A 23,009-nucleotide genomic window follows, 5' to 3' on the forward strand; every position below is an offset into this window, starting at 1 on the left:
CCACCGACGCTAGTGTCCGAGCCTCGATATCCGCCTGCTGATCTAGCCCGCGGGCGAGCAGACTGGGCAGGTGCCAGCATCGAACCAGTGGATCGCGTTCCTCATCGCGTCGATCCTCTTCATCCAGGTCCCGGGCCCCAGCCTGCTCTTCACCATCGGTCGCGCCCTGACCGTCGGGCGCCGGGAGGCGCTGCTGTCGGTCGTCGGCAACGCCATCGGGGTGACGGCCCAGGCCCTCTTCGTGGCCGTCGGCCTCGGAGCGGTCGTCGCCGCGAGCATCACGGCCTACACGGTCATCAAGGTGGCCGGTGCCGCCTACGTCATCTGGCTCGGCATCCAGGCGATCCGGCACCGGCGCGAGGCGCGCGAGGCCCTCGAGGCACAGGTGTCGGCCAAGCGCGGCCACGCCCTGCGCATCGGGTTCATCGTGGGAGTGACCAACCCGAAGACGATCCTCTTCTTCGTCGCTTTCCTCCCGCAGTTCACCAACGCCCGAGCGGGACACGTCGGGGTGCAGATGGCGGTCCTCGGCGCCGTCTTCGGCCTCATGGCGATCTGCAGCGACAGCCTGTGGGCGCTGCTCGCGGCGCGGGCACGGGAATGGTTCGCCCGCAAGCCCGACCGCCTCGAGAAGCTCGGCGTCACGGGCGGCGTCATGATGGTGGGCCTCGGCGCGACCATGCTTGCGCGCGAGTAACCCCCGCACCCCGACGAGATCTGTTTGACTGAAACGGTGGCTCCCCTCCACGTCGCGTCTGCCGCAGCCGGGCTCGCACCCCTCCACCGGGTCCGCGAGCACGAGCGTGCTCTCGAGCAGGTGACGAGGGCGTATGCCGCCCTGCCGCCCGACCGGCCCGTGCGGCTCGCCAAGCGCACCTCCAACCTCTTCCGCACCCGTAGTGCCACCGACGCGCCCGGACTGGACCTGTCCGCGTTCCGCGGCGTCGTCGAGGTGCGGCCCGGCCTCGACGGCGGGCCGGCCACCGCCCTGGTCGGTGGCCTGACGACCTATGAGCAGCTCGTCGACGAGCTGCTCCCGCACGGCTACGTGCCGCTCGTCGTGCCGCAGCTGCGGACCATCACGATCGGCGGGGCCGTGACCGGGCTCGGCATCGAGGCGTCGTCGTTCCGCAACGGCCTGCCCCACGAGTCGGTGCTCGAGATGCGGATCCTCACCGGTGACGGGGAGGTCGTGACGGCGTCGCCTGACGGCGAGCACGCCGACCTCTTCCGCACGTTCCCCAACTCCTACGGGTCCCTCGGCTACGCCCTCGACCTCGTCATCGAGCTCGAGCCGGCGCGGCCCTACGTCGCGCTGCGCCACGTGCGGTTCGACTCGGTCGGCAGACTCACCGCCGCGGTGGGCGACGTCATGGCGTCGCAGACGTGGGACGGCGACCGGGTCGACTTCGTCGACGGCGTCGTCTTCGGCCCGACCGAGGCCTACCTCACCCTCGGCCGGTGGACGGACCACCTCGAGGGCCAGGCGCGACCGAGCGACTACACCGGCGGCCAGGTCTTCTACCGCTCGATCCAGCACCGCCGCACCGACGTGCTCACCGCCCACGACTACCTCTGGCGCTGGGACACCGACTGGTTCTGGTGCAGCCGGGCCTTCGGCGCCCAGATCCCGACCGTGCGCCGACTCTGGCCCAGCCACCTGTTGCGAAGCGACGTCTACTGGAAGATCGTCGCCTTCGAGAACCGGCACCGCGTGATGGCGCGGGTCGACCGGCTGCGCGGCCAGCCCCGACGTGAGCGCGTCGTGCAGGACGTCGAGATCCCGCTCGACCGCACGGCCGAGTTCGTCGACTGGTTCCTGCGCGAGGTCCCGATCGAGCCGGTCTGGCTGTGCCCGATCCAGCTGCGCCCGACGCCCGACTCGCCGCCCGGCGAGGCCCCGTGGCCTCTCTACCCGATGGCGCGCGGCGAGCGCTACGTCAACGTCGGCTTCTGGTCGAGCGTCCCGATCGAGCCCGGCGCGCACGACGGCGATGTCAACCGCAGCATCGAGGCCGAGGTGACCCGGCTCGGCGGCCACAAGTCGCTCTACTCCGACGCGTACTACGACGAGGCGACCTTCAACGCCCTCTACGGCGGCACGGCATACGACCCCGTCAAACGCAGGTACGACCCGAGGGGACGGTTCCCCACGCTCTACGAGAAGGCGGTGCAAGCTCGATGACCTTGACGGTGGGACAGGCATTCGACCGTGTGTTCGGCTCCGACGCCCCGGTGCGGGTCGTCGCGTGGGACGGCTCCGAGGGTGGCAGTCCGGACGGGCTCGTGCTGCGCCTGACGAGTCCCGAGGCGCTCAACCATCTCCTCACGGCGCCCGGTGACCTCGGCCTGGCGCGCGCCTACCTGCTCGGTGACCTCGTCATCGACGGGATGGACGAGGCGGACCCCTACGACGTGATCCGCCTCATGAGTGAAGGGCTCACGGCGCGCCGGCCGAGCGGGCACGACGCTGTCGAGCTGGCCCGGTTCCTCGCCCGCCACCGACCCCACCCGCCGACCCTGCCGCCGGAGGAGACACCGGGACAGCTGCGGCGGATGGCCCACGGCCTGCGGCACGGCAAGGGCCGCGACGCCGCCGCGATCAGCCACCACTACGACGTGTCGAACGCCTTCTACGAGCTGGTCCTCGGGCCCTCCATGACCTACACCTGCGCCTGCTTCCCCACCGACGGCGCCTCCCTCGAGGAGGCCCAGGCGTACAAGTACGACCTCGTCGCGAGGAAGCTCGGCCTGCAGCCGGGCATGCGGCTGCTCGACGTCGGCTGCGGCTGGGGTGGCATGGTGCGTCACGCCGTCAAGCACTACGGCGTCACCGCCCTGGGGGTCACGCTGTCCCGGGAGCAGGCCGTCTGGGCCCGGGCCGCGATCGAGGCGGACGGCATCGGCGACCGCGCCGAGGTCCGGCACGGCGACTACCGCGACGTCACCGAGCACGGCTTCGACGCGATCAGCTCGATCGGCCTGACCGAGCACATCGGCGTCGCGAACTACCCGGCCTACTTCCGCTTCCTGCGCGAGCGCCTGCGCGACGAGGGGCGTCTGCTCAACCACTGCATCACCCGGCCCGACAACCAGCACGCGGGCCTGCCCGCGCGGGGGTTCATCAACCGCTACGTCTTCCCCGACGGCGAGCTGACCGGCAGCGGCGACATCGTGCGGGTCATGGAGGACGAGGGCTTCGAGGTGCGCCACCACGAGAACCTGCGCGAGCACTACGCCCGCACCTGCGCCGCCTGGAACGCGAACCTCGCGAAGAACTGGGACGAGTGCGTGGAGCTCGCCGGGCTCGGCCGCGCCCGCGTGTGGGGGCTCTACCTCGCGGGCTCACGACTCGGTTTCGAGCGCGGCGGGATCCAGCTCCACCAGGTGCTGGCCTCCCGCACGACCGGCGAAGGGGTGTCGGGCTTCCCGTTGCGTCCGCGCTTCGAGCCGGCCGACGGCTGAGCGGGCCGCGGGCGCCCTCCGTCAGTCGACGGTGGCGGCTCGGGCCCGACCGCTGACGACGGCACCGCCGACGATGACGACGATGGCCGCCGCCCAGGCCAGCGTGATCGCGCCGGTGCCGAGGCCCAGGCCGCCTCGCACCGACGAGACCCCCATCCAGTCGGCGACGGAGGCCCCGAGGGGCCGGGTGATGATGTAGGCCGCCCAGAACGCCACGACGGGGTGGAGACCGAAGCGCAGGTGCGCCACCGCGGGCACCGTGAACGCCACGGCGAAGAGCACGGCCGAGCCGAGGTAGCCCAGGCCCACCGAGACCGCGGTGAGGTCGCCGGCGGCCGTGCCCAGGGCGAACGTCGTCAGCACCGTGGCCCAGTAGAAGAGCTCGCGCCTCGTCGTGTCGATGCTGTGCACCGAGAGGGTGCCCTCGGTGCGGTGCCAGAGCCCGAGCACCACCGCGAGCGCGACGGCGAAGGCGACGGTCGACACGGCATACGGCACCCCGAGGCCGACGTGCGCGACGTCGGCGGCAACCGTGCCGAAGACGCTGACCATGGCGACGGCCGTCCAGTAGACCCACGGGACGTAGCGCCTGACGGCGAGCTGGCCGGCGAGCGCGGCCGCCAGGGCCAGACCCGAGAGGCACACCGCGAGGACGGGACCGATCGTGTGCGCCAGGTAGTCGGAGGCGGTCTCGCCCATGCCGGTCGTGAGGATCTTGAGCACCCAGAAGAGCACCGTCAGCTCGGGGACGCGGGCCAGAAGGGCCCGTGGTCGTGCCGTCGGTGGGGCGGTGGTGGTCTCACTGGTGGGCTCGGGGGCGGTCACGCCGCCGATGGTGCCAAGCGCAGGTGGACGTTTCCTGACATGTACGTCAGATCTCGTTGATCGCTCGACGGCGTCAGTCGGACCCGCCGAGGTCGACGTCGTAGGCCTCATAGACGAGGTCGCCGCCCTTCTGCCGGTGCCGGACGAGCCGGCCGACGAGGACGGTGAGCTCTTCACGGAAGACGGGCAGGTCGGCCATCGTGCCGCCGTACTCGAGGACTGCGAGGTAGCCGTGGATGGCGCCGTGCAGGTCGCGGTGCTCCTCGAGCAGTCGCGTCACGCGACCGGACAGGCGCGGCGCGCTGCGGCGGGCGCGGTCGTAGATGCCGCCGGGGCTCTCGGTGAGCGCGATGTGGTCGTCGAAGTCGTGGGCCAGCTCGGCGAGGGCCGCACGCACCCGCTCACGCCACGCCCCGCCGCGCGCGATGGGCGCCTTGAGCGCGAGGTCGACGGCCGCGACGGACTCGCGCAGCTCCGACCGGTGCCGGCGGACCCGGTCGAGGTAGATCGCAAGGTCGACGGCTGTCTCGACCCGGTCGCGGTCGAACCCCCGCACGTCGATCGGTCCCGGCGCAGCACGGGGTGGAGTGGCAGCATTCGGCTGGACGTTCATGGGGGACCTCCGGTGCCCTCAATGGTCGCCCCACGGTGCCCGCCTCGTCCAGAGCCCGGGACGACCATGATCGGCGGCCCCAGGCCCTACCGAATTCGTTCTGACATACCCCCTGGGGTATGCTTGATCCATGGACCACATCATCATCGGCGGTGTCGCCGGGGGCATGAGCGCCGCCACGCGCCTGCGCCGCCTCGACGAGGACGCCCACATCACCGTCGTCGAGCGCAGCGGCCACGTGTCGTTCGCCAACTGCGGCCTGCCCTACCACGTGGGTGGCGTCATCGCGGACCGTGAGTCCCTGCTGCTCCAGACGCCCGCCTCGCTCGGGCGGCGGTTCGGTCTCGACGTGCGCGTCGGCACCGAGGCCGTGCGCATCGACCGCGAGCGCCGGGTCGTCGTCGTCCGCGAGCTCGCCACGGGAGCGGAGTCCGAGCTGCCCTACGACCACGTCCTCCTCTCGCCAGGCGCTCGCCCCGTGCGACCGCCGATCCCCGGAGTTGAGCGCGCCCTGTCGCTGCGCGACATCGAGGACACCGACGCGCTCGTGGCCGCAAGCGCGCCCGCCCGCACCGCAGCCATCATCGGTGGCGGCTTCATCGGTCTCGAGCTGGCCGAGAACCTCACCCGCCGCGGCATCGCCGTCACCGTCGTCGAGGCTGCCGACCAGGTGATGGCGCCGCTCGACCCCGAGATGGTCGCGCCGGTCCAGGACCACCTCCGAGCCTCGGGCGTGACGCTGCGGCTCGGCACCTCGGTCACCGCGATCGGACCCGACACGGTCGTCCTCTCGAGCGGCGAGCAGGTCGGTGCCGACCTCGTCGTCGCCGCCGTCGGCGTGCGCCCCGACACGCGCCTCGCGGCCGATGCCGGTCTCGCCACCGGCCACCTCGGCGGCATCCTCGTCGACAGCCGGTTCCGCACGAGCGACCCGCGCATCCTGGCCGTCGGCGACGCCGTCGAGAAGCGCGACGCGCTCGACGGGGAGCAGGTGCTCGTGCCGCTCGCCAACACCGCGAACCGCCAGGGTCGGATGGCTGCCGACGTCATGGCGGGGCTTTCCGCCCACGACCGCCCGGTCCTCGGCACCGCGATCGTCGGCGTCTTCGGCCTCCAGGTCGCGACGACCGGCTGGAGCGAGAAGCGTCTCGTCGCCGCCGGCCGCCCGCATCGCGTCGTCCACACCCACCCCGCCGCGCACGCGACGTACTACCCGGGAGCCGAGGGGATGAGCCTCAAGCTGCTCGTCGACCGCGACACCGACGCGATCCTCGGCGCGCAGGGCGTCGGCCGCGACGGCGTCGACAAGCGCATCGACGTCATCGCAACGGCGATGACGGGTGGCCTCATGGCGAGCGCCCTGGCCGACCTGGAGCTGGCCTACGCGCCGCAGTTCGCCTCGGCCAAGGACCCCGTCAACATGCTCGGCTACATCGCCGACAACCTCCGCACCGGCGTGGCGCGCTCGATCCAGTGGCACGAGCTCGCGGACGCCGTCGCCGACGGAGCCGTCCTCGTCGACGTGCGCACGCAGGCGGAGCACGAGGCCGGGGCGATCCCGGGCGCCCTGCTCATCCCCGTCGATGAGCTGCGCCAGCGCCTCGACGAGGTCCCCGCCGGCCGGGTCGTCGTGCACTGCGCGGTCGGCCAGCGCGGCCACACCGCGGCACAGGTCCTGAGCCACGCGGGGCGCGACGTGCGCAATCTCGACGGCGGCTACCGCACGTGGCTGGCCGGCACGAGCACGCGCGAGGCGGCGCTGACGCACTGAGCCGCTGAGCCGCGAGGCGCTCAGACCGTCAGGCCAGGGAGAGGAAGAGCTTCTCCATCTGCGCGACGTCCATCTCCTCGCCCTGCGGATTGGTCAGGCACTCACGCAGGCCGGTGGCGATGACGGCGAACCCAGCCCGGTCGAGGGCCTTGGAGACCGCGGCGAGCTGGGTGACGATGTCCTTGCAGTCGCGCCCCTCCTCGATCATCTTGACGATGCCGCCGATCTGGCCGCGGGCGCGGTTGAGGCGACGGATGACCGACTGCATCTCGTCGAGGTCGAGCTCCACGGCATTCTCCTGGGGTCGTCGGGGGTGACGTCCCATGATACCCCCCGCCGTATGCCGTCACCTCTTCCCGCCGTCGACGCTCAGCTCGAGCGGGGTGCGTACATGATGAGAGCGACCCCGACGAGGCACACGAACGCGCCCGCGACGTCCCAGCGGTCAGGCCGGAAGCCGTCGGCCACCATGCCCCAGAGCAGCGAGCCGACGACGAAGACGCCGCCGTAGGCAGCCAGGATGCGCCCGAAGTTGGCATCCGGCTGCAGCGTGGCGACGAAGCCGTAGAGGCCGAGCGCGACGACCCCCGCACCGGCCCAGAGCCAGCCGCGGTGCTCGCGCACCCCCTGCCAGATGAGCCACGCGCCGCCGATCTCGGCGAGGGCGGCGAGCACGAAGAGCAGGATCGAGCGGGTGACGGTCACGCGGTCATCGTCGCACCGTCGCGCGCCTGTGGAGCCTCAGAGGTCCCCTGCCGCGCGCCGCTCGTCATCGCTGCGCAGGATGCAGAACTCGTTGCCTTCAGGGTCGGCGAGGACGACCCACCCGCGGCCGTCGTCGGTGCGACAGTCCTGCACGACCGTGGCCCCGAGGCCTGTCACGCGCTCCACCTCCTCGTCCCGCGGCCGGTCGGTCGGACGCAGGTCGAGATGGACGCGGTTGCGCACCTGCTTGGCATCCTCGACCTCGACGAAGAGCAGCCGGTGCGTCTCGTCGGGAGAGAAGATCATGCACTCCTCGCGCCCCGGCTCGTTGGGGTCGGCGGGATCCTCGTGGTAGCCGAGCAGGTCGGCCCACCAGACAGACTGCGCATGGGCGTCGAGGGCGTTGACGGTCGTGTGCGAGAGGGCGAGGGCCATGCGGACATCCTGTTCGGAGCCGCCGCAGCGGGCCACTGCTTTCCCACCCACTGCCGTCCACCCACACAGGGTGTCAACAGCGGTTGACGAGAGCGAACGGGACGGCATACCGTGTCAACAGAGGTTGACAGGCCGCGAAGGGTGACCACGGTGACGATGGAGGTCGACGACATGCTCAAGCTGGCTCGGGCCACGGGCGACGACGACCCTCGCGCCGCCCTTGCTGCCGCGAGAGAGCTGCGGCGCGCGGCCGACCGCACCGAGGCCGCCGTGGTGCGCCGAGCGCGCAACCAGGGCCTCGCGTGGGCGGAGATCGCCGAGCAGCTCGGCGTCAGCAGGCAGGCCGTCCACAAGAAGTACGGCCGCCGCTAGTCCGCCAGGGCGCGTCAGCCCTCGCGCCGCAGCACGACCACGGTGTCGAGCGCGATCTTCGTCCCGTCGACCGTCTCGACCGGGCGCTCCCGGATGCCCGACTGCAGGGCGGTGACCGGCAGGCCGTCGGCACGGTCGAGCACCTCGTCGGGGTCGTAGAGCACGGCTCGCTCGCTGGGGCCGCCCCACCCCTCGGCGAGGTTGCGACCCGCGTGGCCGATGACGACGACGCGGCCGCCGGGCCGGACCGCCTCCACCCCGGCCCGCAGCGCCTGCCGCCACTCGTCGGCGGGCAGCTGGAGATAGCAGAGCAGCGCGAGGTCGTAGGCCGCCGGGGCGCCCGGCGCCGGCTGGGTGGCATCCGCGACGACCGGGGTCAGACGGCTCGCGTCGTCACCGAGCCGGTCCGCGGCCAGCGTCCGCATCCGTTCGACAGCCACCAACGAGTAGTCCGACGCAACGACGGTCCACCCCTGCTCGACCATCCAGATCGCGTTGCGGCCCTCGCCCGCGGCGAGGTCGACCGCGTGCCCTGGGGTCAGCGGCCCGATGATCTCGGCCACGAACCGGTTGGGCTCGGCGGACCACACGAGGTCGTGGGCGGCATACCTCTCGTCCCAGTCCTTGGCGTCCACGTGCCCTCCTCGTCGTTGGCAGCGTCGCTCGACGCCGGCGAAACCCATTGTGCCGCCGCGGGTCTCGTGCGTCACGAAACCGGATCAGTCATTCCGGCCGCGCGTAGCGTGGATGGCGGAGAGGCAGCCACCCATGAACGTCCTCATCGTCCACGAGTCCATGTTCGGCAACACCCACCAGATCGCCTCGGCCGTCGCGGAGGGGATGCGTCAGGGCGGAGCGGACGGCGACGTCCGTGTCGTCCACGTCGACGATGCGCCGACCGCGATCGCCGACGACGTGGGCCTGCTGCTCGTCGGCGGCCCGACCCACGGGTTCAGCATGACGCGCCCGCAGACCCGTCAGGACGCGGCGACGAAGGGAGCCACGCCTGCCCGCGAGGGCGTTCGCGAGTGGATCGCGACGGTCGCGCCGCGGCCGGGGCTCCCGGTCGTCACCTTCGACACCCGCGTGCACGTCAAGATGCTGCCCGGGTCGGCGGCGAGCGCCGCGGCCAAGGCCCTGCGGCATCGCGGATTCGACCGCGCCGAGCGCGGCGAGACGTTCTGGGTCGAGGACGTGGCCGGTCCCGTCGTCGAGGGCGAGCTCGACCGGGCCCGCGAGTGGGGCGTGAAGCTCGCAGCCCGCGTCTCGCACGGCGTCTCCTGACCCTTCGGCCCCTCAGCCGAGCGAGTCGAGCGAGTCGAGCGAGTCGAGCCAGGGCTCGAGGTGCCCGAGCACGTCCTCGGGCGCCTCGAGCTGCGGCGTGTGACCGACCCCGTCGAGGTAGGCCGTGCGCCAAGCCGGGTTGAGCCGTGCCGCCCGGCGCGCGGCGGAGATCGGCACGAGCCGGTCGTGCGTGCCGTGGATGAGCAGGACGGGCACCCGTAGCTCCCGCATGATCCGGTCGTACTCCCGGCGCCCGCGCAGCACCCGCAGGAGTGAGCGGGCCGCGCCGAGGAACTCGGCCTCGGGGTCCGGGAGCGAGCGTCGCCAGGCGGCGAGCTCGATGCCCGCCGCCACGACGTCCTCGTCGGCCCGGGAGGGGTCGGCGAAGCACAGCGCCACGGTGCCGAGCACGCGCTGGCGGTCGCTGAAGCGGGTGTTGTAGTGCGTCAGCACCAGCTCGCCGACCCGCGGCACGGCATACATCGCGAAGGTGGCGGCGACCTGCGGGTCGGGGCGGGCGCCGGGGTTCGGCAGGGCCGGGTCGACGAGCGCGAGCCCCGCAACCTGCTCGGGGCGACGGTCGGCGAGCAGCAGGCTCACCATCCCGCCCATGGAGTTGCCGACGAGGACCACGGGACCTCCGAGCACCTCGTGGACGAAGCGGCTGAGCAGGGCGGCGTTGTGGTTGACGCTGGTGTCCCGGCCGAGCGCCGGGGTCAGCCCGAACCCCGGCAGGTCGAGCGCGACGACCCGGCGACGCTCGGTGAGCGCGGGCGCGATGCCGACCCAGTTGAGGTGCGACCCACCGAGTCCGTGGACGAGGACGACGGGCGGCAGCTCACGTCCCTCCTCGGGTGGGGTCTCGGGGCCGCCGAAGTCGACCCACTGGACGGGACCGTCGAGGTCGGCGGTGCGGCTGACCCCGCCCCACCGGGAGGCGAGGTCGAGAGGCGTCATGGACGGCGGCGTCGTCATGACGGCAGGTTACCGCCGGTCACTTGCGTTCCGCCGCGGCGGCCGCCGCCCGGCGTCGCAGGTGGCGCGCTTGCGGCGCGTTGTCGCTGAGCTGCGCCGCACGCTCCCACGCGGCCGCCGACTCGCCGCGTCGTCCCAGCCGGCCCAGCAGCTCCGCTCGCACCACGTGGAACGGGGCGTATGCCGTGAGGTCGAGACCGTCGAGCAGGCCGAGCGCCGCCTGCGGGCCGTCGAGCTCGGCGACGGCGACGGCCCGGTTGAGCCGGACGACGTCCGTCGGTGCCAGGCGAAGCAGGTGGTCGTAGAGGGCGACGACCTGGGACCAGTCGGTGCCCGCGGCATCGGCGGTGTCGGTGTGGACGGCGCTGATCGCGGCCTGGAGCTGGTAGGGACCGGGGGCGTCCCGACGCAGGCACCGGCGTACGAGCGCGTGGCCTTCGGCGATCATGGCCGCGTTCCACAGCGAGCGGTCCTGGTCGGCGAGCGGCACGAGCTCGCCGGAGGTGTCGGTGCGCGCCGGACGGCGGCCCTCCGTCAGGAGCATGAGCGCGAGGAGACCGACGGCCTCCGGTTCGTCGGGCATCAGCTCGACGAGCACGCGCCCGAGCCGGATCGCCTCGGCAGCGAGGTCGGGACGGCCGAGATCGTCCCCCGCCGTCGCCGTGTGCCCCTCCGTGAAGATGAGGTAGATGACGCGGAGCACCGGTGTGACGCGGGCCGGGAGGTCCTCGTCACGCGGCACCCGGTACGGGATGCCAGCTGTGCGGATCTTGTTCTTGGCCCGGACGATCCGCTGCGCCATCGTCGCCTCCGGGACGAGGAACGCGTGGGCGATCTCGGGTGTTGTCAGGCCGCCCAGCAGTCGCAGGGTCAGCGCCACCTGCGCCTCCCGCGAGAGTGCGGGGTGGCAGCACGTGAAGACGAGGCGGAGTCTTTCGTCCTTCACGGGTCCCTCCTCGTCCGGGCCGTCAGTGGGATCGACCGCGTGGAGCGCCGCGGCCTCGGCCTGGCGCGCCTCCCGGGTGGACTCGCGCCGGAGGCGGTCGATGGCGCGGCGGCGTGCGGTCGTGATGATCCAGCCGGCCGGGCCGGGCGGCATACCCTCGCGGGGCCACCGCTCGACGGCCACGGTGAACGCGTCCTGCACCGCGTCCTCGGCGAGGTCGATGTCCCCGAGGGCCCGGATGAGCACGGACACCGCCCGCCCGTGCTCGGCACGGAAGACCCGGGCGATGTCCGCACTCGTGACAGCCATGGCGCAGGGTGCCGTCAGCGGTCGGTCGGCGCCTGGCCGGGCTCGTCCTCGCCCTGGAACGGGCGCACCTCGACCGGCAGGCCGGTCGCCTTGGCGATGCGCTCGGCCCAGCCGAGGACGACGTCGTAGTCGCCCGAGCGCACGATGGACAGGCCCCCGAGGTGCTCCTTCGCCTCGACGAACGGTCCGTCGGTGAGCACGGCGTCGGTGACCCCGCCGGACGTGCGGATCGTCGTCGCGCTGCCCTGGTCGGCGAGCCCACCGGCGAACACCCAGCCGCCGGCGGCGCGGATGTCGGCGTTGACGACCTCGAGGTCGGCCATGACCCGCGTGAGGTCGAGGTCCTCGGGCGGCGGCCCGTCGGGCGAGAAGAGGCTGATGAGATAGGTCTTCACGGTGATCTCCTCCTGCCGGCGCTGCCGGCCGGTCCCGGGTGCACCCTCCGTGCACCTCCACCCTCTACACGAACGCGGTCCCGCGAAATCGACAGGTCGCCGGACGGTCTCGGCGATCAGGCGCGCGGGCGCTGCTCGACGAGGCCGACGAGGTTGCCCTCGGAGTCGACGACGAAGGCCATCCACTCGTCGGTGCCCGCCGGGCCGAGCGTGTCGTCGTCGTGACCGAAGATGACGTGCGGCTCGCTGCGCACCTCGACCCCGGCCGTGCGCAGCCGGGCCACCGTGGCCTCGAGGTCGTCGACCTGCAGGTAGTGCAGGGCGCTGGGTGCGCCGGCGTCGAGGAGCAGTCGCACGCCGTCGAGGTCGAAGAAGACGAGACCCGGCGGGTCGTAGGTCGCGAGCGGCTCCGCGCCAAGGAGGTCGCGGTAGAAGGCGGTGGCCCGGCCGAGGTCGTCGGCGTGCTGGGCGATCTGGACGAGTCCCATCCACCGAAAGTAGCCCGGCCCACCACAATGGGTCCATGACCGATCACCGGCCCGTCGAGACCTGGCTCACCGACATGGACGGCGTCCTCGTCCACGAGGAGGACGCGATCCCGGGCGCCGCCGAGTTCATCACGGCGCTGGAGCAGTCCGGCAGGTCCTTCCTCGTCCTGACGAACAACTCGATCTTCACGCCGCGCGACCTGCGGGCCCGCCTGCTCATGAGCGGCATCGACGTGCCGGAGAAGGCGATCTGGACCTCCGCGCTCGCGACGGCGCAGTTCCTCGCCGAACAGCGGCCCGGGGGTTCGGCCTACGTCGTCGGCGAGGCCGGCCTGACGACGGCGATGCACGACGTCGGCTACGTCATGACCGACCGCGACCCCGACTACGTCGTGCTCGGTGAGACCCGCACCTACTCGTTCGAGGCGATCACCCGCGCGATCCGCCTGATCGAGAGGGGTGCCCGCTTCATCGCGACGAACCCCGACCCGAGCGGCCCCAGCCCTGCAGGCACGCTGCCGGCCACCGGCTCGGTCGCGGCCCTGATCTCGACGGCAACCGGCCGGCAGCCCTACTACATCGGCAAGCCGAACCCGCTCATGATGCGCAGCGCCCTCAACCGGCTCGACGCGCACTCCGAGACGACGATCATGGTCGGCGACCGCATGGACACCGACATCATCAGCGGACTCGAGGCCGGCCTGCGCACCGTCCTCGTGCTGACCGGCTCGACAAGCCGCGAGCAGGTCGAGCACTTCCCCTACCGGCCGAGCCGCATCGTCGCCTCGGTGGCCGACCTGGTGCAGTTCGTCGCCCACGAGGACCGCGAGCAGCGCTGAGCCGCTGTCAGCTCCGGCCGAACAGCCGGCGCCACCACGGGCCCTGCGTGTCGAGCTCGGCGGCGCGAGCGGCGGCTCGCTCCTCCCGCGCCCGGCGGTGCTCCTCCTCGAGCTCGGCGCGCAGCGGTCGCCAACGCTCGACCATCTCGTCGACGTCGAGGGTCTTGGCGATGAGCGGCGGCAGGTTGCCGACGGCCGGGCGCAGCCGGTCGGCGAGGACGCGCTTGTTGTAGTCCTCGATGATCTCGCGCACCTGCGCCTCGGTGCGGACGTCGGCGAGGGACTCGGGGTAGCCCGACGCCTCCTTGCGGAGCGCGAGCGCTCCAGGGAGCGCACCGCCGAGGTCGAGGTTCTCGCGCGCAGCGAAGCGCTTCACCCACCAGTCAGGGTCGCCGGAGTCGCTGAGGTCGAGGGGCTTGCCGGCACCAGGCAGGTTGTCGAAGTCCCCGCGCTCCTGCGCCTCGCGGATCTGCTTCTCCACTGGGCTCTCCCAGTACGGCTGGCCCGTCATGCGATCCACGCTAACCGATGCGATATCCGGATGCGCGTCCTGCCGCGGTCGGGTAGACCAGAGGTGGGTCAGCGTCCACGACGACAGGGGAACCCGTGCTCGGACTCATCCGCCACCAGTTCCGCGTGCATCCGCTCGGGGTGGTGCTCGTCGTCGTCAACGCGCTCTTCGTCGCGGGCGTCGCCATCGGTGTGCCCTGGCTCGTCGGGGGTCTCGTCGACGACCTCCCGGCAGCGGCGGCCGGTGGTCCGCTCGGCACCATCGGTCTCGAGTTCGGCGCCCTCGTCGCGGTGCTGGCGGCACAGGTCGTCATCTCGGGTGCGCAGGAGCCGGTCTTCCAGGACCTCAGCCTGCGCACGGAGAAGGACGTGCTGGTACGTCTCGCCCGCCTCTTCGTCGCACCCGCTGGGATCGAGCACCTCGAGGACCCCGACTTCCTCGATCGCGCACAGCGGGTCCGTTCGCGCCTCTGGGAGATCAACCAGGGCCTCATGCAGGGCGGCATCGCCGTCACGGGCGTGCTGACCCTCGTCGGGGCGACGGTCTCGGTCGGCGCCGTCGTCGGATGGCCGAGCGCCCTGCTGCTCCTCGCTGCAGCCGTGGCCGTGGCAGTCGTGCGCGCGGTGCTCATGCGTCGTGAGCTCGACCAGTGGGTCGGGGCCACCGAGGACCAGCGGCACGCGGAGTACGCCTTCGCCTTCGCCACCGGACTTGCGCCGAAGGAGGTCCGGGTCTTCGGCCTGGCCGACTGGCTCGGTCGCCGCTACTGGCACCGGATGGAACTGTCGTGGAAGCCCTTCTGGCGCAAGCGCATCCACAACTCCGCCTGGACCCTGCTGCTCGACGGAGCCCGCGCCGCGATCGCCGTCGGCGTGGTCGTCCACGTCGTCGACGGCGCTCTCGGCGACGAGGTCGCTGTCGGCGCCGTCGCAACCGCGATTCCGCTCGTGCTGCTCCTCGCCCAGGTCGAGATCGGCGGCCTTCCGCTCTTCGTCCGCGGCGCAGCCGTGCTGTCCGACCTCGTGGAGACGGAGCGCCTCTACGGCCGGCCGCTGCCCGAACCACCCTCTCGGGCAGTCGTTGGCGCACCCAGCACACGGCGCGGGCGCCCGCCCATGGTCGAGCTCCACGACGTCACCTTCACGTATGCCGGCCGAGACGTCCCCGTGCTGGACGGCCTCTCGCTGCGCATCGAAGCAGGCGAGAACGTCGGCCTCGTCGGGGTCAACGGTGCCGGCAAGTCGACGCTCATCCGGCTCGTCACCGGGACCACGCGCCCCGACCGGGGTCGAGTGCTCGTCGACGGTGTCGACCTCGCATCGATGACCGACGCCGAGGTGGTGCAGTGGCAGCGGCGGGTCGCCGTGCTGACGCAGGAGTTCTGCCGCTACCCGCTCACCGCTCGCGACAACGTGACCCTCGGGGCCGGCCGTCGGTGGACCGCGGCCGACGCCATCGACCTCGAGTCGACCGGCAACCGCTCCGGTGCCACCGACGTCATCGCCGACCTCACCTCGGGCTGGGACACCGTGCTCGACGCCACCTACCCCGGCGGGCAGGACGTCAGCGGCGGGCAGTGGCAGCGGATCGCGCTGGCACGAGCGACGTTCGGCGTCGCCCGGGGCGCAGGGATGATGGTGCTCGACGAGCCGGCAGCCGCGCTGGACGCGCGGTCCGAGGCCCACCTCGTCGAGCGGCAGCTCGCCCTGACCTCCGGCATCACGTCGCTCGTGGTGTCGCACCGCTTCTCGGTGTTGCGGCCCATCCCCCGGATCCTCGTGCTCGAGGACGGGCGCATCACGGAGGACGGCTCGCACGACGAGCTGATGGGCGCGGGCGCCACGTACGCGCGACTCTTCACCCTCCAGTCGTCACGACTGCTCGCCGCGGAGGGCTTATGAGCACGCTGCTCCGTCGGGTGCACCTCTGGCTCGTGCTCGGGCTGGCCGCCGCACCCTGGCTCGCGGCCGTCGGGCTCGCCATCTCGGTTGCGGCGGCCGTGCTCGCCCCGCTCGCGACGCTCGGAGTGGGCCGTGTCGTCGACGGCCTCGGAGCGGGCGATGCCGATCGCGTGGCCAGCGGCCTCTGGCTCGTGGGTGCGGGGATCGTCGTCGCGGTCCTGCAGTCGGTATCGTGGCCGCTCGTGTGGTTCTTCGTCGAGGACCTCGGGGAACGCTATGCCCACCACCACGTGCTGCGCGTCATCGCCGGCATACCCACCATCGCCCACCACGAGATGCCGGAGATGGCCGACCGGGTGGCCCTGGTCCGGCGCCACGCCAGGCAGCTCGGCAACGCCGGGCTCCGCCTGTCGACCGACGTCTCGGCGATCATCGGGACCGTCACCCTGGCGGGCGTTCTGGCGTCTATCGCCTGGTGGCTGACCCTGCTCATCCCGGCTGCTCTCTTCCCCGCCTGGGCGTCGGGTCGCGTCTTCCGGGCGCGCATGGACGCAGAGCGTGACAACGCCCAGACGATCCGGGTCGCCGATCGCCTCCTCGACATCGCACGTGACCCCGGCACCGGGATCGAGGTGCGGTGCAGCGGTGCGCCGGCGGCCCTCCTCGAAGCCCAGGACGCTGCCCTCGACCAGCGGCTCGCGGCCGTGGCAGGGGCGGCCCGCCGCACGCGTACGCTCGCAGTGCTCGCTCGACTCATGTGGATCGCGGTGCTCGCGGTAAGCCTGCTCGGGGTCTTCACGCTGGTGCGGGCCGGGTCGGTCGGCGTCGGATCGCTCGTCGTGCTCGTCCTCCTCGTGCCACAGGTCGAGAGCATGGTCGGCATGCTGCAGGGCCTCGTCGCGTATGCCGTGCAGACGTCCCAGCACATCGCGCGTCTCGACGAGGTGGAGCAGTATGCCGCTGGGTTCGTCACGCCGTCCGGCTCCGTGCCCGCCCGACTCGGGCAGGGCATCGAGCTGCGGGACGTGTCGTTCACCTATCCGGGAGCGACGGAGCCGAGCCTCTCGGGGATCGACCTCGTGCTCGAGCGCGGCACGACCGTGGCGCTCGTGGGGGAGAACGGGGCTGGCAAGTCCACACTGGTCTCGCTGCTCGCGCGCCTGCACGACCCGACGACGGGCGCGATCCTCGTCGATGGTCAGCCGCTTGGCGACATCCCGCACGCCGCCTGGCACGCGCGGCTCGGTGCCGTCTTCCAGGACCACGCCACCCCGCACGTGCCGCTGCACGAGGCCGTGTCGATGGGCGACCTCGCCCACGCGAGCCCCGACCGGGTGGCGGCTGCCCTCGAGCGGGCGGACGCGACCCGGTTGGTGGACGGGCTCGCGCGCCGCGTCGACACCCAGCTGGGCAGACAGTTCGCCGGCGGCACCGAGCTCTCCGGCGGCCAGTGGCAGCGGCTCGCGATCGCCCGAGGGATGCTCCGTGACGCCCCACTGCTGATGCTGCTCGACGAGCCATCGTCGGCTCTCGATGCCCAGGCCGAAGACGTGATCCTCGGCGGCTACGTCGATCGGGCGCGGGACGTCAGCGCCCGCACCGGTGGGATCACGGTGATCGTCAGCCATCGCATGTCGACGGTGCGGGCGGCCGACCGCGTCATCCACCTCGTCGACGGGCGAGTCGCGGAGGACGGCACGCACGACGAGCTGATGACCGCGGGAGGGGCGTACGCCGAGCTGTTCGAGCTGCAGGCCCGCGCGTATCGTTGAGGGCCCGGATTTGGCGAAAAACATTGTGCTGCAAGTGATTCCGTGGGGATATCTCTTGATCTGACTAGTCGAACACCTGTACTATTGGGGTATGAGCCAGAGCGCGGAGCGGATCGAGCAGGACTGGGACCACGTCGCGTCCCTGGCCGCCGATCTGCACGATGCGCACGCCCGGCTCGTGGACTTCGTCGCCACCGTCCTCGCTGACGGATCGTGGCAGGCGGCGGGGCTGCGTTCACCAGAGCACTGGCTGATGCTCCGCGCCGGACTGTCACGGGGTCAGGCTGCCGCGATGATCCTGGTGGGCCGTCGTGCCGGGGAGCTTCCCGCCACTGCTGCAGCGCTGCGGGAGGGCCGGATCAGCCTGGACCAGGCCGCGGTCGTCGCCCGGCACACTCCAGCCGAATTCGATGCGACCGTCGCCGAGTTCGCCCAGCACGCGACCGTGACGCAGCTACAGCGCTCGGTCAGCCGCTATGCCTTCACCCTCCAACCCGACAGCGTCGACGACGAGGACGGTGTCCGACCCGGTGAGCTCGTTCCTGACGGGCAGGACCGCGGCGTCGACGACCAGCAACCGGAGCCGGCCCCACCGGCCCACCTGAGCATGGGCGTCGACGCCGACGGCAGGTTCCGGTTGCACTATGACGCGCCGGCCGAGGTCGGCGCCCTCGTCGAGGCAGCCCTCGCCGAGGCGAAGGACCATCTCTTCCACACCCTCAGCCCTGACGGTGACGGCGTGAGTGACGAGCAGAAGCGGGCAATGGACGGTGACGTCATCGACCCGACCCGGTGCGTCACCGACGGTGGCCGCCCGCGCGTCACCTGGGCTGACGCCCTTCACCTGATGGCCACCCGATCCCTCGACGCAGCAGGCTCGAGCGACTCGGGTGGTGCCGCGCGTAGGGCGCGCTACCGAGTGCAGGTCCACCTCGACACCGACGGCGGCTGGCTGACCGGTCGACCCCGCCTCCCCCAGCACATCGCCAACCAGCTCACCTGCGACGGGACCCTCACCCCCGTGTGGGAGACCGACGGGCGCCCGGTCAACGTCGGCCGCACCCAACGCGTCGTCCCGCACCGCACCCGCGTCCTGATCCTCGACCGGGACCGGGGCTGCCGCTTCCCCGGCTGCGGCTCCACCCGACACCTCGAGATCCACCACCGAATCCACTGGCGAGACGGTGGACCCACCGACGACACCAACCTGCTGGCGCTGTGCACCTTCCACCACGACGGTCACCACCGCGGCGAGTTCACCATCACCGGCGACCCCACCCGCCCCGACGGGTTGGTGTTCACCACCCACGCCGGCCTGCACATCGGCCCACCCCGACCAGCACGCCCGAACCCGGCCGACGACCCCGACCAAACTGAAGCGTCAGACCGTCGCAGGCCACGACCCCGTCTCGGCCGGCGCTATCCCGCCCCCACCGGCGGCCCCCTGCACCTGCACCTCGTCGACTTCACCCCGACCTGACCACGCCTGGGTCATACTCCCCACGTGACAGGGGTCGATCCGAGCCTTCTCAGGGCGATGACCGCGGCAGACGTGGAGGCGGTCGTCGAGGTCCCAGGAGCCGGGGGCGGTCCTCGGGTTGGCCGCGGTCTTCCCGCAGGACCAGCACCCGTTCCCGCGGGATGCCATCGCCGAACGCTGGCTGCGCGAGATCGACCTCCCCGGGACCGACTGCTTCGTCATCCTGCGTGACGGAGCCGTCGCGGGCTTCGCCGCCACGCGTGGCGACGAGTTCCTGCACTTCGGCATCGCCGTCGAGCACTGGGGCACGGGCCTGGCGACGCTCGCCCACGACGCCGTCCTCGACCACCTGCGTCAGCGGGACGTCGGGCGGGCCCGGCTCCGCGTCTTCACCGCCAACGGCCGCGGCCGCCGCTTCTACGAGAAGCGGGGGTGGCGCCCGACGGGGGAACGCAGCCACAGCTCGTTCGCCCCCTGCCCCGAGCTCCTCGGCTACGACATCGACCTCTGACCGCGCGCAGAGGTCGCGGTAGCTGGCCATCGGCGTCCTGACGACGGTCTTCCTGGCCGGCCTGGCGTTCGCGCTGCTCGCCGTGCATGCCCTCACCTATGGCTTCACCCGCGTGCTCGGTGTCGGATCCGTCGACGACCCGGTCGTCGGCCGCTACGAGCTCGCGCTGGCAGTCGGCATCGGCATCAACGTCGTCGGCGCGGTGGTGCTGTCGCGACTGGCGTTGCGGACCCGAGCCGCCGCGTGGTCGCCCGTGCTGGAGGCCTTCCCGATCGCCGTGGTCACCGGGGTCGTCGCAGCTGCGGGAATGTTCGCCGTCCTCGGGTACGACCCGTTGGTTCTCCTCTGACAGCGGGCTCCGCCGGAGTCAGCCCTCGGATGCGTCGGCTTCGGTGCTGTCCGTCATCCCAGGCGCCTCGCTCGCTGCCGCGCGCGGGTCACGCCGGGCGCGCACGACCGAGATGACGACGCACACGACCAGCCCCAGGAGGATCAGCGGACCGGCCGCCATGAGGCCGAGGAGCACCACCGCCTCCGAGGGCGGCAGGGAGCAGCCGAAACCGATGCCGCTGCACCCGCCGGCGGCGTTGTGGTCCGGGAGCGCCAGGTGCAGCACGAGCACGAGGAGTGCCGGAAGGAGCCAGAGGACGCCAAGGGCGAGGAGGTACGGCCGAACGCTGCGTGGTGCCACGGCGCCACCCTTGCCCACCGTGACCGGTCCCGCATCAGCGTCCCTACTCAACCGCTACGGTTACAGCTCCTTGCGGAAGTGCACGTCCGCTGCGTCCGGCGTCGGGACTCCGTCCCAGCGGAAGATCTCGCGATAGCCCTGCTTCTCGTAGAAGCCCGGTGCCTGGAAGGTGAACGAGGTGACGAAGACGTGGGTGCAGCCCCGAGCCCGGGCCTCCCGCTCGAAGTCGGCGAGCAGCCGCTCCCCCAGGCCCGTCCCCCGGGCGTCCTCCCGGACCCATGTCATGCCGATGCCGGCGGCGACGCCCCACGTCCACCCGCTGACCCCCGCCGCCAGCTCGCCGGACTCGTCGACGAGACGGACGGTCAGCTCACGCGCCGCGGGCGTGCCCGCAGTCGCTGCGGCGTTGACGGCGTCGAGCTCGTCGGACAGTCGCTGGTCGAGGGCCGCGTCGGCCTCGCCGACGACCGAGCGGAAGCGCGTCGTTTCTGTCACGGGCCGTGATCCTGCCACGGCCGCGCTCAGAGGCGCGCGATGACCTCGTCGAGCATCGCCTCGGTGAGCTTGCCTGTGAAGGTGTTCTGCTGGCTGACGTGGTAGCTGCCGACAAGCCGCACCGGGTGGCCGGCCGCCGTCCTCAGTACGGCCTCGGCCCCGTGGCCGAACTTCGGCTTGGGCCGTGGCACGAGCCACCCGCGACGGCGAGCTGCTCCCAGCGCCGCATCCCAGGCGATCGAACCGAGCGCGAGCATCGAGCGCAGGCGCGGCTCCGACAGCTCGAGGTCTCGGTCGAGCCACGGCGCGCACGTCGCCTTCTCCTCGGTCGTCGGCTTGTTGGCCGGTGGCGCGCACCGGACGGTCGCGACGATGCGCAGTCCCGTCAGCACGAGGCCGTCACCCGACGCGACCGACGTCGGCTGGCTGGCATACCCCCCGCGGTGGAGGGCGGCATACAACCAGTCGCCGGAGCGGTCGCCGGTGAACATGCGCCCGGTTCGGTTGGTGCCGTTGGCTGCCGGCGCCAGACCGACGATGAGCACCTCCGCATCGGGGTCGCCGAACGACGGCCCCGGACGTCCCCAGTAGGGCTGGTCGGCGAACGCCGCGCGGCGTCCCCGGGTCGCGACCGACTCACGCCACTCCACGAGCCGCGGGCACGCGCGGCAGACGCTGACACGGGCATCGAGCTCGCGTATGCCGTCCGCCGCCTTCGCGAGCCGGCGCACCTGCGCGGGGGTGGCCGCCACGGGCGTCTCGGCCGAGGCCGGGTCACCGGGCCATCCGGTGCCGGCGGGGACCGGTGACAGGAAGAGGCCTCCCGTGACGGGGTGCTGGGCCGGGTTCGGCATGGCGGCAGGGCACATGGCCCCCACGGTAGGCGGGACCCGCGCAGACGGCATACGGACCCGGCGACGTCGTGAGACGGTGCAGGGAGTTGACCGCTGAACCGGAGTCGGCTCGCAGGCGTCTCCGGTTCTGGGAGCACGAGTGAGGAGGTGGCGGCGGCATGCCGCTCGACGACGATGCGGTCGCGGAGATCTACCGCGAGCACGGGCCGATGCTGCGGCGCGTCGTGTGGCGCGCGACGAGCGATGCCAACCGCGTCGACGACATCGTCCAGGAGGTCATCCTGCGCGTCTGGAAGCAGGCGCCCGAGGCCGAGAACCTCCGCGCCTACCTCATCACGACCGCCCGCCACCTCATCGTCGACCAGTACCGCGCGGCTGGTCGCCGTCCGCAGCAGGCCCAGCTCGTCGACGTCGCCCAGCAGGACTCCGCGCTCGACCGGGCGCTGGACCAGGTGCTCGTCGAGGAGGCCCTGGGCCGGCTGCAGGCCAACCACCGTGAGATCGTGCGCTACCTCTACTACGAACGGCTCAGCGTCGCCGAGACCTCGGAGCGGGTCGGGGTGCCGCAGGGCACCGTGAAGTCTCGCGCCTACTACGCCGTGCGCAACCTGCGCGTCATCCTCGACGAGATGGGAGTGAACCGATGAACCCCGGATCGGACGACGTGCACGTCCTGCTCGGCGCGTACGTCCTCGGTGGCCTGTCAGACGAGGACCACCGCACCTACAGCGAGCACCTGCGCACGTGCGGACCGTGCCAGGCGGAGCTCGGCCAGGTCTCCGGGCTGCCCCGTCTGCTCGACCTGGCCGGACCGGAGGGCGGTCCGCACCTGGCCCATGGTCCCGCAGCCGCGCCGGAAGCCCTCTCGACCGAGCAGGGCGACGCGCGCGTCACGACGCTGCTCGGCGAGGTCGCGCGACGTCGTCGCCTCCGGCGAGCCTGGCTCACGGCCCTTGCGGCTGCGGCAGCGGTGATCTTCTTCGCCGGGGGCGCGTGGCTCGGCCCGTCGCTCGTCGCGACGACCACGCCGGCGCCGGCGGCGTCGGCAACCCCGGCAGCGGCGCACGTGGCGGTGGCGGCGGTCCCCGGCAGCTCGGTCCGGATCGACGTCGCGCTCGTGAAGCGCGGCTGGGGCACCCAGCTCGACATCGACTGCGAGGACATGCCGACCAACGGCGAGCTCGCCCTCTGGGTCATCGACGCGAAGGGCAAGGCCACGACCGCCGCCTCCTGGCGCGCGACGGCAGCCGGATACTCCCGCGTCACCGGGGCAACGGCGTTGAGCCCCAACGAGATCCAGACCCTCGAGGTGCGGACCGGCACGGGGAAGGTGCTCGCCTCCGCCCAGACGTGACCGGGGCCAGGCGCCGCG

The 23,009-nt window shown here is 72.2% G+C and carries 28 protein-coding genes; 14 read left to right on the forward strand and 14 right to left on the reverse strand.

Going from position 1 to position 23,009, the window contains the following annotated elements:
• The first annotated feature begins 70 nt into the window (after positions 1–70).
• Genes AB4030_RS02355 through AB4030_RS02365 form a run of 3 tightly spaced genes read left to right on the forward strand, consistent with a single transcriptional unit; the run spans position 71 to position 3,465 of the window.
• Complete coding sequence (locus AB4030_RS02355; RefSeq protein WP_442277565.1) at positions 71–697, forward strand: LysE family translocator; 627 nt, start codon at positions 71–73, stop codon at positions 695–697.
• A 36-nt stretch (positions 698–733) separates the two neighbouring features.
• Complete coding sequence (locus AB4030_RS02360) at positions 734–2,185, forward strand: FAD-binding oxidoreductase (protein ID WP_442277566.1); 1,452 nt, start codon at positions 734–736, stop codon at positions 2,183–2,185.
• On the forward strand, positions 2,182–3,465 hold the full coding sequence (locus AB4030_RS02365) for a class I SAM-dependent methyltransferase (RefSeq protein ID WP_442277567.1): 1,284 nt from the start codon (positions 2,182–2,184) through the stop codon (positions 3,463–3,465). Before AB4030_RS02360 ends, AB4030_RS02365 begins: the two co-directional genes overlap by 4 nt.
• A 21-nt stretch (positions 3,466–3,486) precedes the next feature.
• On the opposite strand, the gene AB4030_RS02370 is transcribed toward AB4030_RS02365, so the two are convergent.
• Positions 3,487–4,290, reverse strand: coding sequence for a COG4705 family protein (locus AB4030_RS02370; RefSeq protein WP_442277568.1), 804 nt, complete (start codon positions 4,288–4,290; stop codon positions 3,487–3,489).
• 73 nt (positions 4,291–4,363) lie between these two features.
• On the reverse strand, positions 4,364–4,903 hold the full coding sequence (locus tag AB4030_RS02375; protein WP_442277569.1) for a hypothetical protein: 540 nt from the start codon (positions 4,901–4,903) through the stop codon (positions 4,364–4,366).
• A gap of 130 nt (positions 4,904–5,033) precedes the next feature.
• Between AB4030_RS02375 and AB4030_RS02380 the strand changes: the two genes are divergently transcribed.
• Positions 5,034–6,674 (forward strand): FAD-dependent oxidoreductase, encoded by a 1,641-nt coding sequence (locus AB4030_RS02380; protein ID WP_442277570.1) that lies wholly within the window; start codon positions 5,034–5,036, stop codon positions 6,672–6,674.
• A 28-nt stretch (positions 6,675–6,702) separates the two neighbouring features.
• Here AB4030_RS02380 and AB4030_RS02385 read toward each other — a convergent pair whose 3' ends face one another.
• The 3 genes from AB4030_RS02385 to AB4030_RS02395 all read right to left on the reverse strand — a co-directional run bounded on the left by AB4030_RS02385 (position 6,703) and on the right by AB4030_RS02395 (position 7,814).
• Entirely contained in the window at positions 6,703–6,963 is a 261-nt protein-coding gene (locus tag AB4030_RS02385; protein ID WP_442277571.1) for a metal-sensitive transcriptional regulator, read from the reverse strand.
• 80 nt (positions 6,964–7,043) lie between these two features.
• Positions 7,044–7,379, reverse strand: a complete 336-nt coding sequence (locus AB4030_RS02390; RefSeq protein ID WP_442277572.1) for a YnfA family protein — start codon at positions 7,377–7,379, stop codon at positions 7,044–7,046.
• Between the two features lie 36 nt (positions 7,380–7,415).
• Positions 7,416–7,814 (reverse strand): VOC family protein, encoded by a 399-nt coding sequence (locus AB4030_RS02395; RefSeq protein WP_442277573.1) that lies wholly within the window; start codon positions 7,812–7,814, stop codon positions 7,416–7,418.
• 156 nt (positions 7,815–7,970) lie between these two features.
• Between AB4030_RS02395 and AB4030_RS02400 the strand changes: the two genes are divergently transcribed.
• On the forward strand, positions 7,971–8,186 hold the full coding sequence (locus tag AB4030_RS02400; protein ID WP_442277693.1) for a hypothetical protein: 216 nt from the start codon (positions 7,971–7,973) through the stop codon (positions 8,184–8,186).
• A 14-nt stretch (positions 8,187–8,200) separates the two neighbouring features.
• Here AB4030_RS02400 and AB4030_RS02405 read toward each other — a convergent pair whose 3' ends face one another.
• Positions 8,201–8,821 (reverse strand): class I SAM-dependent methyltransferase, encoded by a 621-nt coding sequence (locus tag AB4030_RS02405; protein WP_442277574.1) that lies wholly within the window; start codon positions 8,819–8,821, stop codon positions 8,201–8,203.
• A 133-nt stretch (positions 8,822–8,954) separates the two neighbouring features.
• Between AB4030_RS02405 and AB4030_RS02410 the strand changes: the two genes are divergently transcribed.
• Positions 8,955–9,470, forward strand: coding sequence for a flavodoxin family protein (locus AB4030_RS02410; protein WP_442277575.1), 516 nt, complete (start codon positions 8,955–8,957; stop codon positions 9,468–9,470).
• Between the two features lie 12 nt (positions 9,471–9,482).
• Here the strand turns inward: AB4030_RS02410 and AB4030_RS02415 are convergent, their stop codons facing one another.
• The 4 genes from AB4030_RS02415 to AB4030_RS02430 all read right to left on the reverse strand — a co-directional run bounded on the left by AB4030_RS02415 (position 9,483) and on the right by AB4030_RS02430 (position 12,583).
• Positions 9,483–10,445 (reverse strand): alpha/beta fold hydrolase, encoded by a 963-nt coding sequence (locus AB4030_RS02415; RefSeq protein ID WP_442277576.1) that lies wholly within the window; start codon positions 10,443–10,445, stop codon positions 9,483–9,485.
• A gap of 19 nt (positions 10,446–10,464) precedes the next feature.
• On the reverse strand, positions 10,465–11,700 hold the full coding sequence (locus AB4030_RS02420) for an RNA polymerase sigma factor (RefSeq protein WP_442277577.1): 1,236 nt from the start codon (positions 11,698–11,700) through the stop codon (positions 10,465–10,467).
• 14 nt (positions 11,701–11,714) lie between these two features.
• On the reverse strand, positions 11,715–12,095 hold the full coding sequence (locus AB4030_RS02425; protein ID WP_442277578.1) for a YciI family protein: 381 nt from the start codon (positions 12,093–12,095) through the stop codon (positions 11,715–11,717).
• Between the two features lie 116 nt (positions 12,096–12,211).
• Positions 12,212–12,583, reverse strand: coding sequence for a VOC family protein (locus AB4030_RS02430; protein ID WP_442277579.1), 372 nt, complete (start codon positions 12,581–12,583; stop codon positions 12,212–12,214).
• Between the two features lie 35 nt (positions 12,584–12,618).
• Between AB4030_RS02430 and AB4030_RS02435 the strand changes: the two genes are divergently transcribed.
• Positions 12,619–13,422 (forward strand): HAD-IIA family hydrolase, encoded by an 804-nt coding sequence (locus AB4030_RS02435; RefSeq protein ID WP_442277580.1) that lies wholly within the window; start codon positions 12,619–12,621, stop codon positions 13,420–13,422.
• A gap of 7 nt (positions 13,423–13,429) precedes the next feature.
• Here the strand turns inward: AB4030_RS02435 and AB4030_RS02440 are convergent, their stop codons facing one another.
• Complete coding sequence (locus AB4030_RS02440; protein WP_442277581.1) at positions 13,430–13,933, reverse strand: J-domain-containing protein; 504 nt, start codon at positions 13,931–13,933, stop codon at positions 13,430–13,432.
• Positions 13,934–14,028: 95 nt separating this feature from the next.
• Between AB4030_RS02440 and AB4030_RS02445 the strand changes: the two genes are divergently transcribed.
• The 5 genes from AB4030_RS02445 to AB4030_RS02465 all read left to right on the forward strand — a co-directional run bounded on the left by AB4030_RS02445 (position 14,029) and on the right by AB4030_RS02465 (position 19,946).
• A complete protein-coding gene (locus AB4030_RS02445) occupies positions 14,029–15,834 on the forward strand; it encodes an ATP-binding cassette domain-containing protein (RefSeq protein WP_442277582.1) in 1,806 nt (601 codons plus the stop codon).
• Entirely contained in the window at positions 15,831–17,606 is a 1,776-nt protein-coding gene (locus AB4030_RS02450; RefSeq protein WP_442277583.1) for an ABC transporter ATP-binding protein, read from the forward strand. Before AB4030_RS02445 ends, AB4030_RS02450 begins: the two co-directional genes overlap by 4 nt.
• Before the next feature lie 91 nt (positions 17,607–17,697).
• On the forward strand, positions 17,698–19,086 hold the full coding sequence (locus AB4030_RS02455) for a DUF222 domain-containing protein (protein ID WP_442277584.1): 1,389 nt from the start codon (positions 17,698–17,700) through the stop codon (positions 19,084–19,086).
• Between the two features lie 118 nt (positions 19,087–19,204).
• The gene (locus tag AB4030_RS02460; RefSeq protein ID WP_442277585.1) at positions 19,205–19,597 is read left to right on the forward strand and encodes a GNAT family N-acetyltransferase; all 393 of its coding nucleotides are present in this window, start codon (positions 19,205–19,207) and stop codon (positions 19,595–19,597) included.
• An 82-nt stretch (positions 19,598–19,679) separates the two neighbouring features.
• Positions 19,680–19,946 (forward strand): hypothetical protein, encoded by a 267-nt coding sequence (locus tag AB4030_RS02465; RefSeq protein WP_442277586.1) that lies wholly within the window; start codon positions 19,680–19,682, stop codon positions 19,944–19,946.
• 18 nt (positions 19,947–19,964) lie between these two features.
• On the opposite strand, the gene AB4030_RS02470 is transcribed toward AB4030_RS02465, so the two are convergent.
• From AB4030_RS02470 to AB4030_RS02480, 3 genes are read right to left on the reverse strand one after another with little or no spacing between them, the layout of a single operon-like run.
• On the reverse strand, positions 19,965–20,288 hold the full coding sequence (locus tag AB4030_RS02470) for a hypothetical protein (RefSeq protein WP_442277587.1): 324 nt from the start codon (positions 20,286–20,288) through the stop codon (positions 19,965–19,967).
• Positions 20,289–20,348: 60 nt separating this feature from the next.
• Positions 20,349–20,783, reverse strand: coding sequence for a GNAT family N-acetyltransferase (locus tag AB4030_RS02475; RefSeq protein ID WP_442277588.1), 435 nt, complete (start codon positions 20,781–20,783; stop codon positions 20,349–20,351).
• A gap of 26 nt (positions 20,784–20,809) precedes the next feature.
• The gene (locus tag AB4030_RS02480) at positions 20,810–21,652 is read right to left on the reverse strand and encodes a uracil-DNA glycosylase (RefSeq protein WP_442277589.1); all 843 of its coding nucleotides are present in this window, start codon (positions 21,650–21,652) and stop codon (positions 20,810–20,812) included.
• Between the two features lie 143 nt (positions 21,653–21,795).
• Between AB4030_RS02480 and AB4030_RS02485 the strand changes: the two genes are divergently transcribed.
• Positions 21,796–22,284, forward strand: a complete 489-nt coding sequence (locus tag AB4030_RS02485; protein WP_442277590.1) for a sigma-70 family RNA polymerase sigma factor — start codon at positions 21,796–21,798, stop codon at positions 22,282–22,284.
• Complete coding sequence (locus AB4030_RS02490; protein ID WP_442277591.1) at positions 22,281–22,991, forward strand: zf-HC2 domain-containing protein; 711 nt, start codon at positions 22,281–22,283, stop codon at positions 22,989–22,991. The genes AB4030_RS02485 and AB4030_RS02490 overlap by 4 nt, the downstream gene beginning before the upstream one ends.
• The last annotated feature ends 18 nt before the right edge of the window (positions 22,992–23,009 follow it).

This window comes from Terrabacter sp. 2YAF2, from assembly GCF_052114705.1.
Lineage (GTDB): Bacteria > Actinomycetota > Actinomycetes > Actinomycetales > Dermatophilaceae > Terrabacter.

Excerpts from the sequence above, each read along its gene's own strand:
- AB4030_RS02365 (WP_442277567.1), top strand. The coding sequence starts at position 2,182 with ATGACCTTGACGGTGGGACAGGCATTCGACCGTGTGTTCGGCTCCGAC.
- AB4030_RS02375 (WP_442277569.1), bottom strand. The coding sequence starts at position 4,903 with ATGAACGTCCAGCCGAATGCTGCCACTCCACCCCGTGCTGCGCCGGGA.
- AB4030_RS02380 (WP_442277570.1), top strand. The coding sequence starts at position 5,034 with ATGGACCACATCATCATCGGCGGTGTCGCCGGGGGCATGAGCGCCGCC.
- AB4030_RS02395 (WP_442277573.1), bottom strand. The coding sequence starts at position 7,814 with ATGGCCCTCGCCCTCTCGCACACGACCGTCAACGCCCTCGACGCCCAT.
- AB4030_RS02400 (WP_442277693.1), top strand. The coding sequence starts at position 7,971 with ATGGAGGTCGACGACATGCTCAAGCTGGCTCGGGCCACGGGCGACGAC.
- AB4030_RS02410 (WP_442277575.1), top strand. The coding sequence starts at position 8,955 with ATGAACGTCCTCATCGTCCACGAGTCCATGTTCGGCAACACCCACCAG.
- AB4030_RS02415 (WP_442277576.1), bottom strand. The coding sequence starts at position 10,445 with ATGACGACGCCGCCGTCCATGACGCCTCTCGACCTCGCCTCCCGGTGG.
- AB4030_RS02420 (WP_442277577.1), bottom strand. The coding sequence starts at position 11,700 with ATGGCTGTCACGAGTGCGGACATCGCCCGGGTCTTCCGTGCCGAGCAC.
- AB4030_RS02430 (WP_442277579.1), bottom strand. The coding sequence starts at position 12,583 with ATGGGACTCGTCCAGATCGCCCAGCACGCCGACGACCTCGGCCGGGCC.
- AB4030_RS02435 (WP_442277580.1), top strand. The coding sequence starts at position 12,619 with ATGACCGATCACCGGCCCGTCGAGACCTGGCTCACCGACATGGACGGC.
- AB4030_RS02440 (WP_442277581.1), bottom strand. The coding sequence starts at position 13,933 with ATGACGGGCCAGCCGTACTGGGAGAGCCCAGTGGAGAAGCAGATCCGC.
- AB4030_RS02450 (WP_442277583.1), top strand. The coding sequence starts at position 15,831 with ATGAGCACGCTGCTCCGTCGGGTGCACCTCTGGCTCGTGCTCGGGCTG.
- AB4030_RS02455 (WP_442277584.1), top strand. The coding sequence starts at position 17,698 with ATGAGCCAGAGCGCGGAGCGGATCGAGCAGGACTGGGACCACGTCGCG.
- AB4030_RS02480 (WP_442277589.1), bottom strand. The coding sequence starts at position 21,652 with ATGTGCCCTGCCGCCATGCCGAACCCGGCCCAGCACCCCGTCACGGGA.
- AB4030_RS02485 (WP_442277590.1), top strand. The coding sequence starts at position 21,796 with ATGCCGCTCGACGACGATGCGGTCGCGGAGATCTACCGCGAGCACGGG.
- AB4030_RS02490 (WP_442277591.1), top strand. The coding sequence starts at position 22,281 with ATGAACCCCGGATCGGACGACGTGCACGTCCTGCTCGGCGCGTACGTC.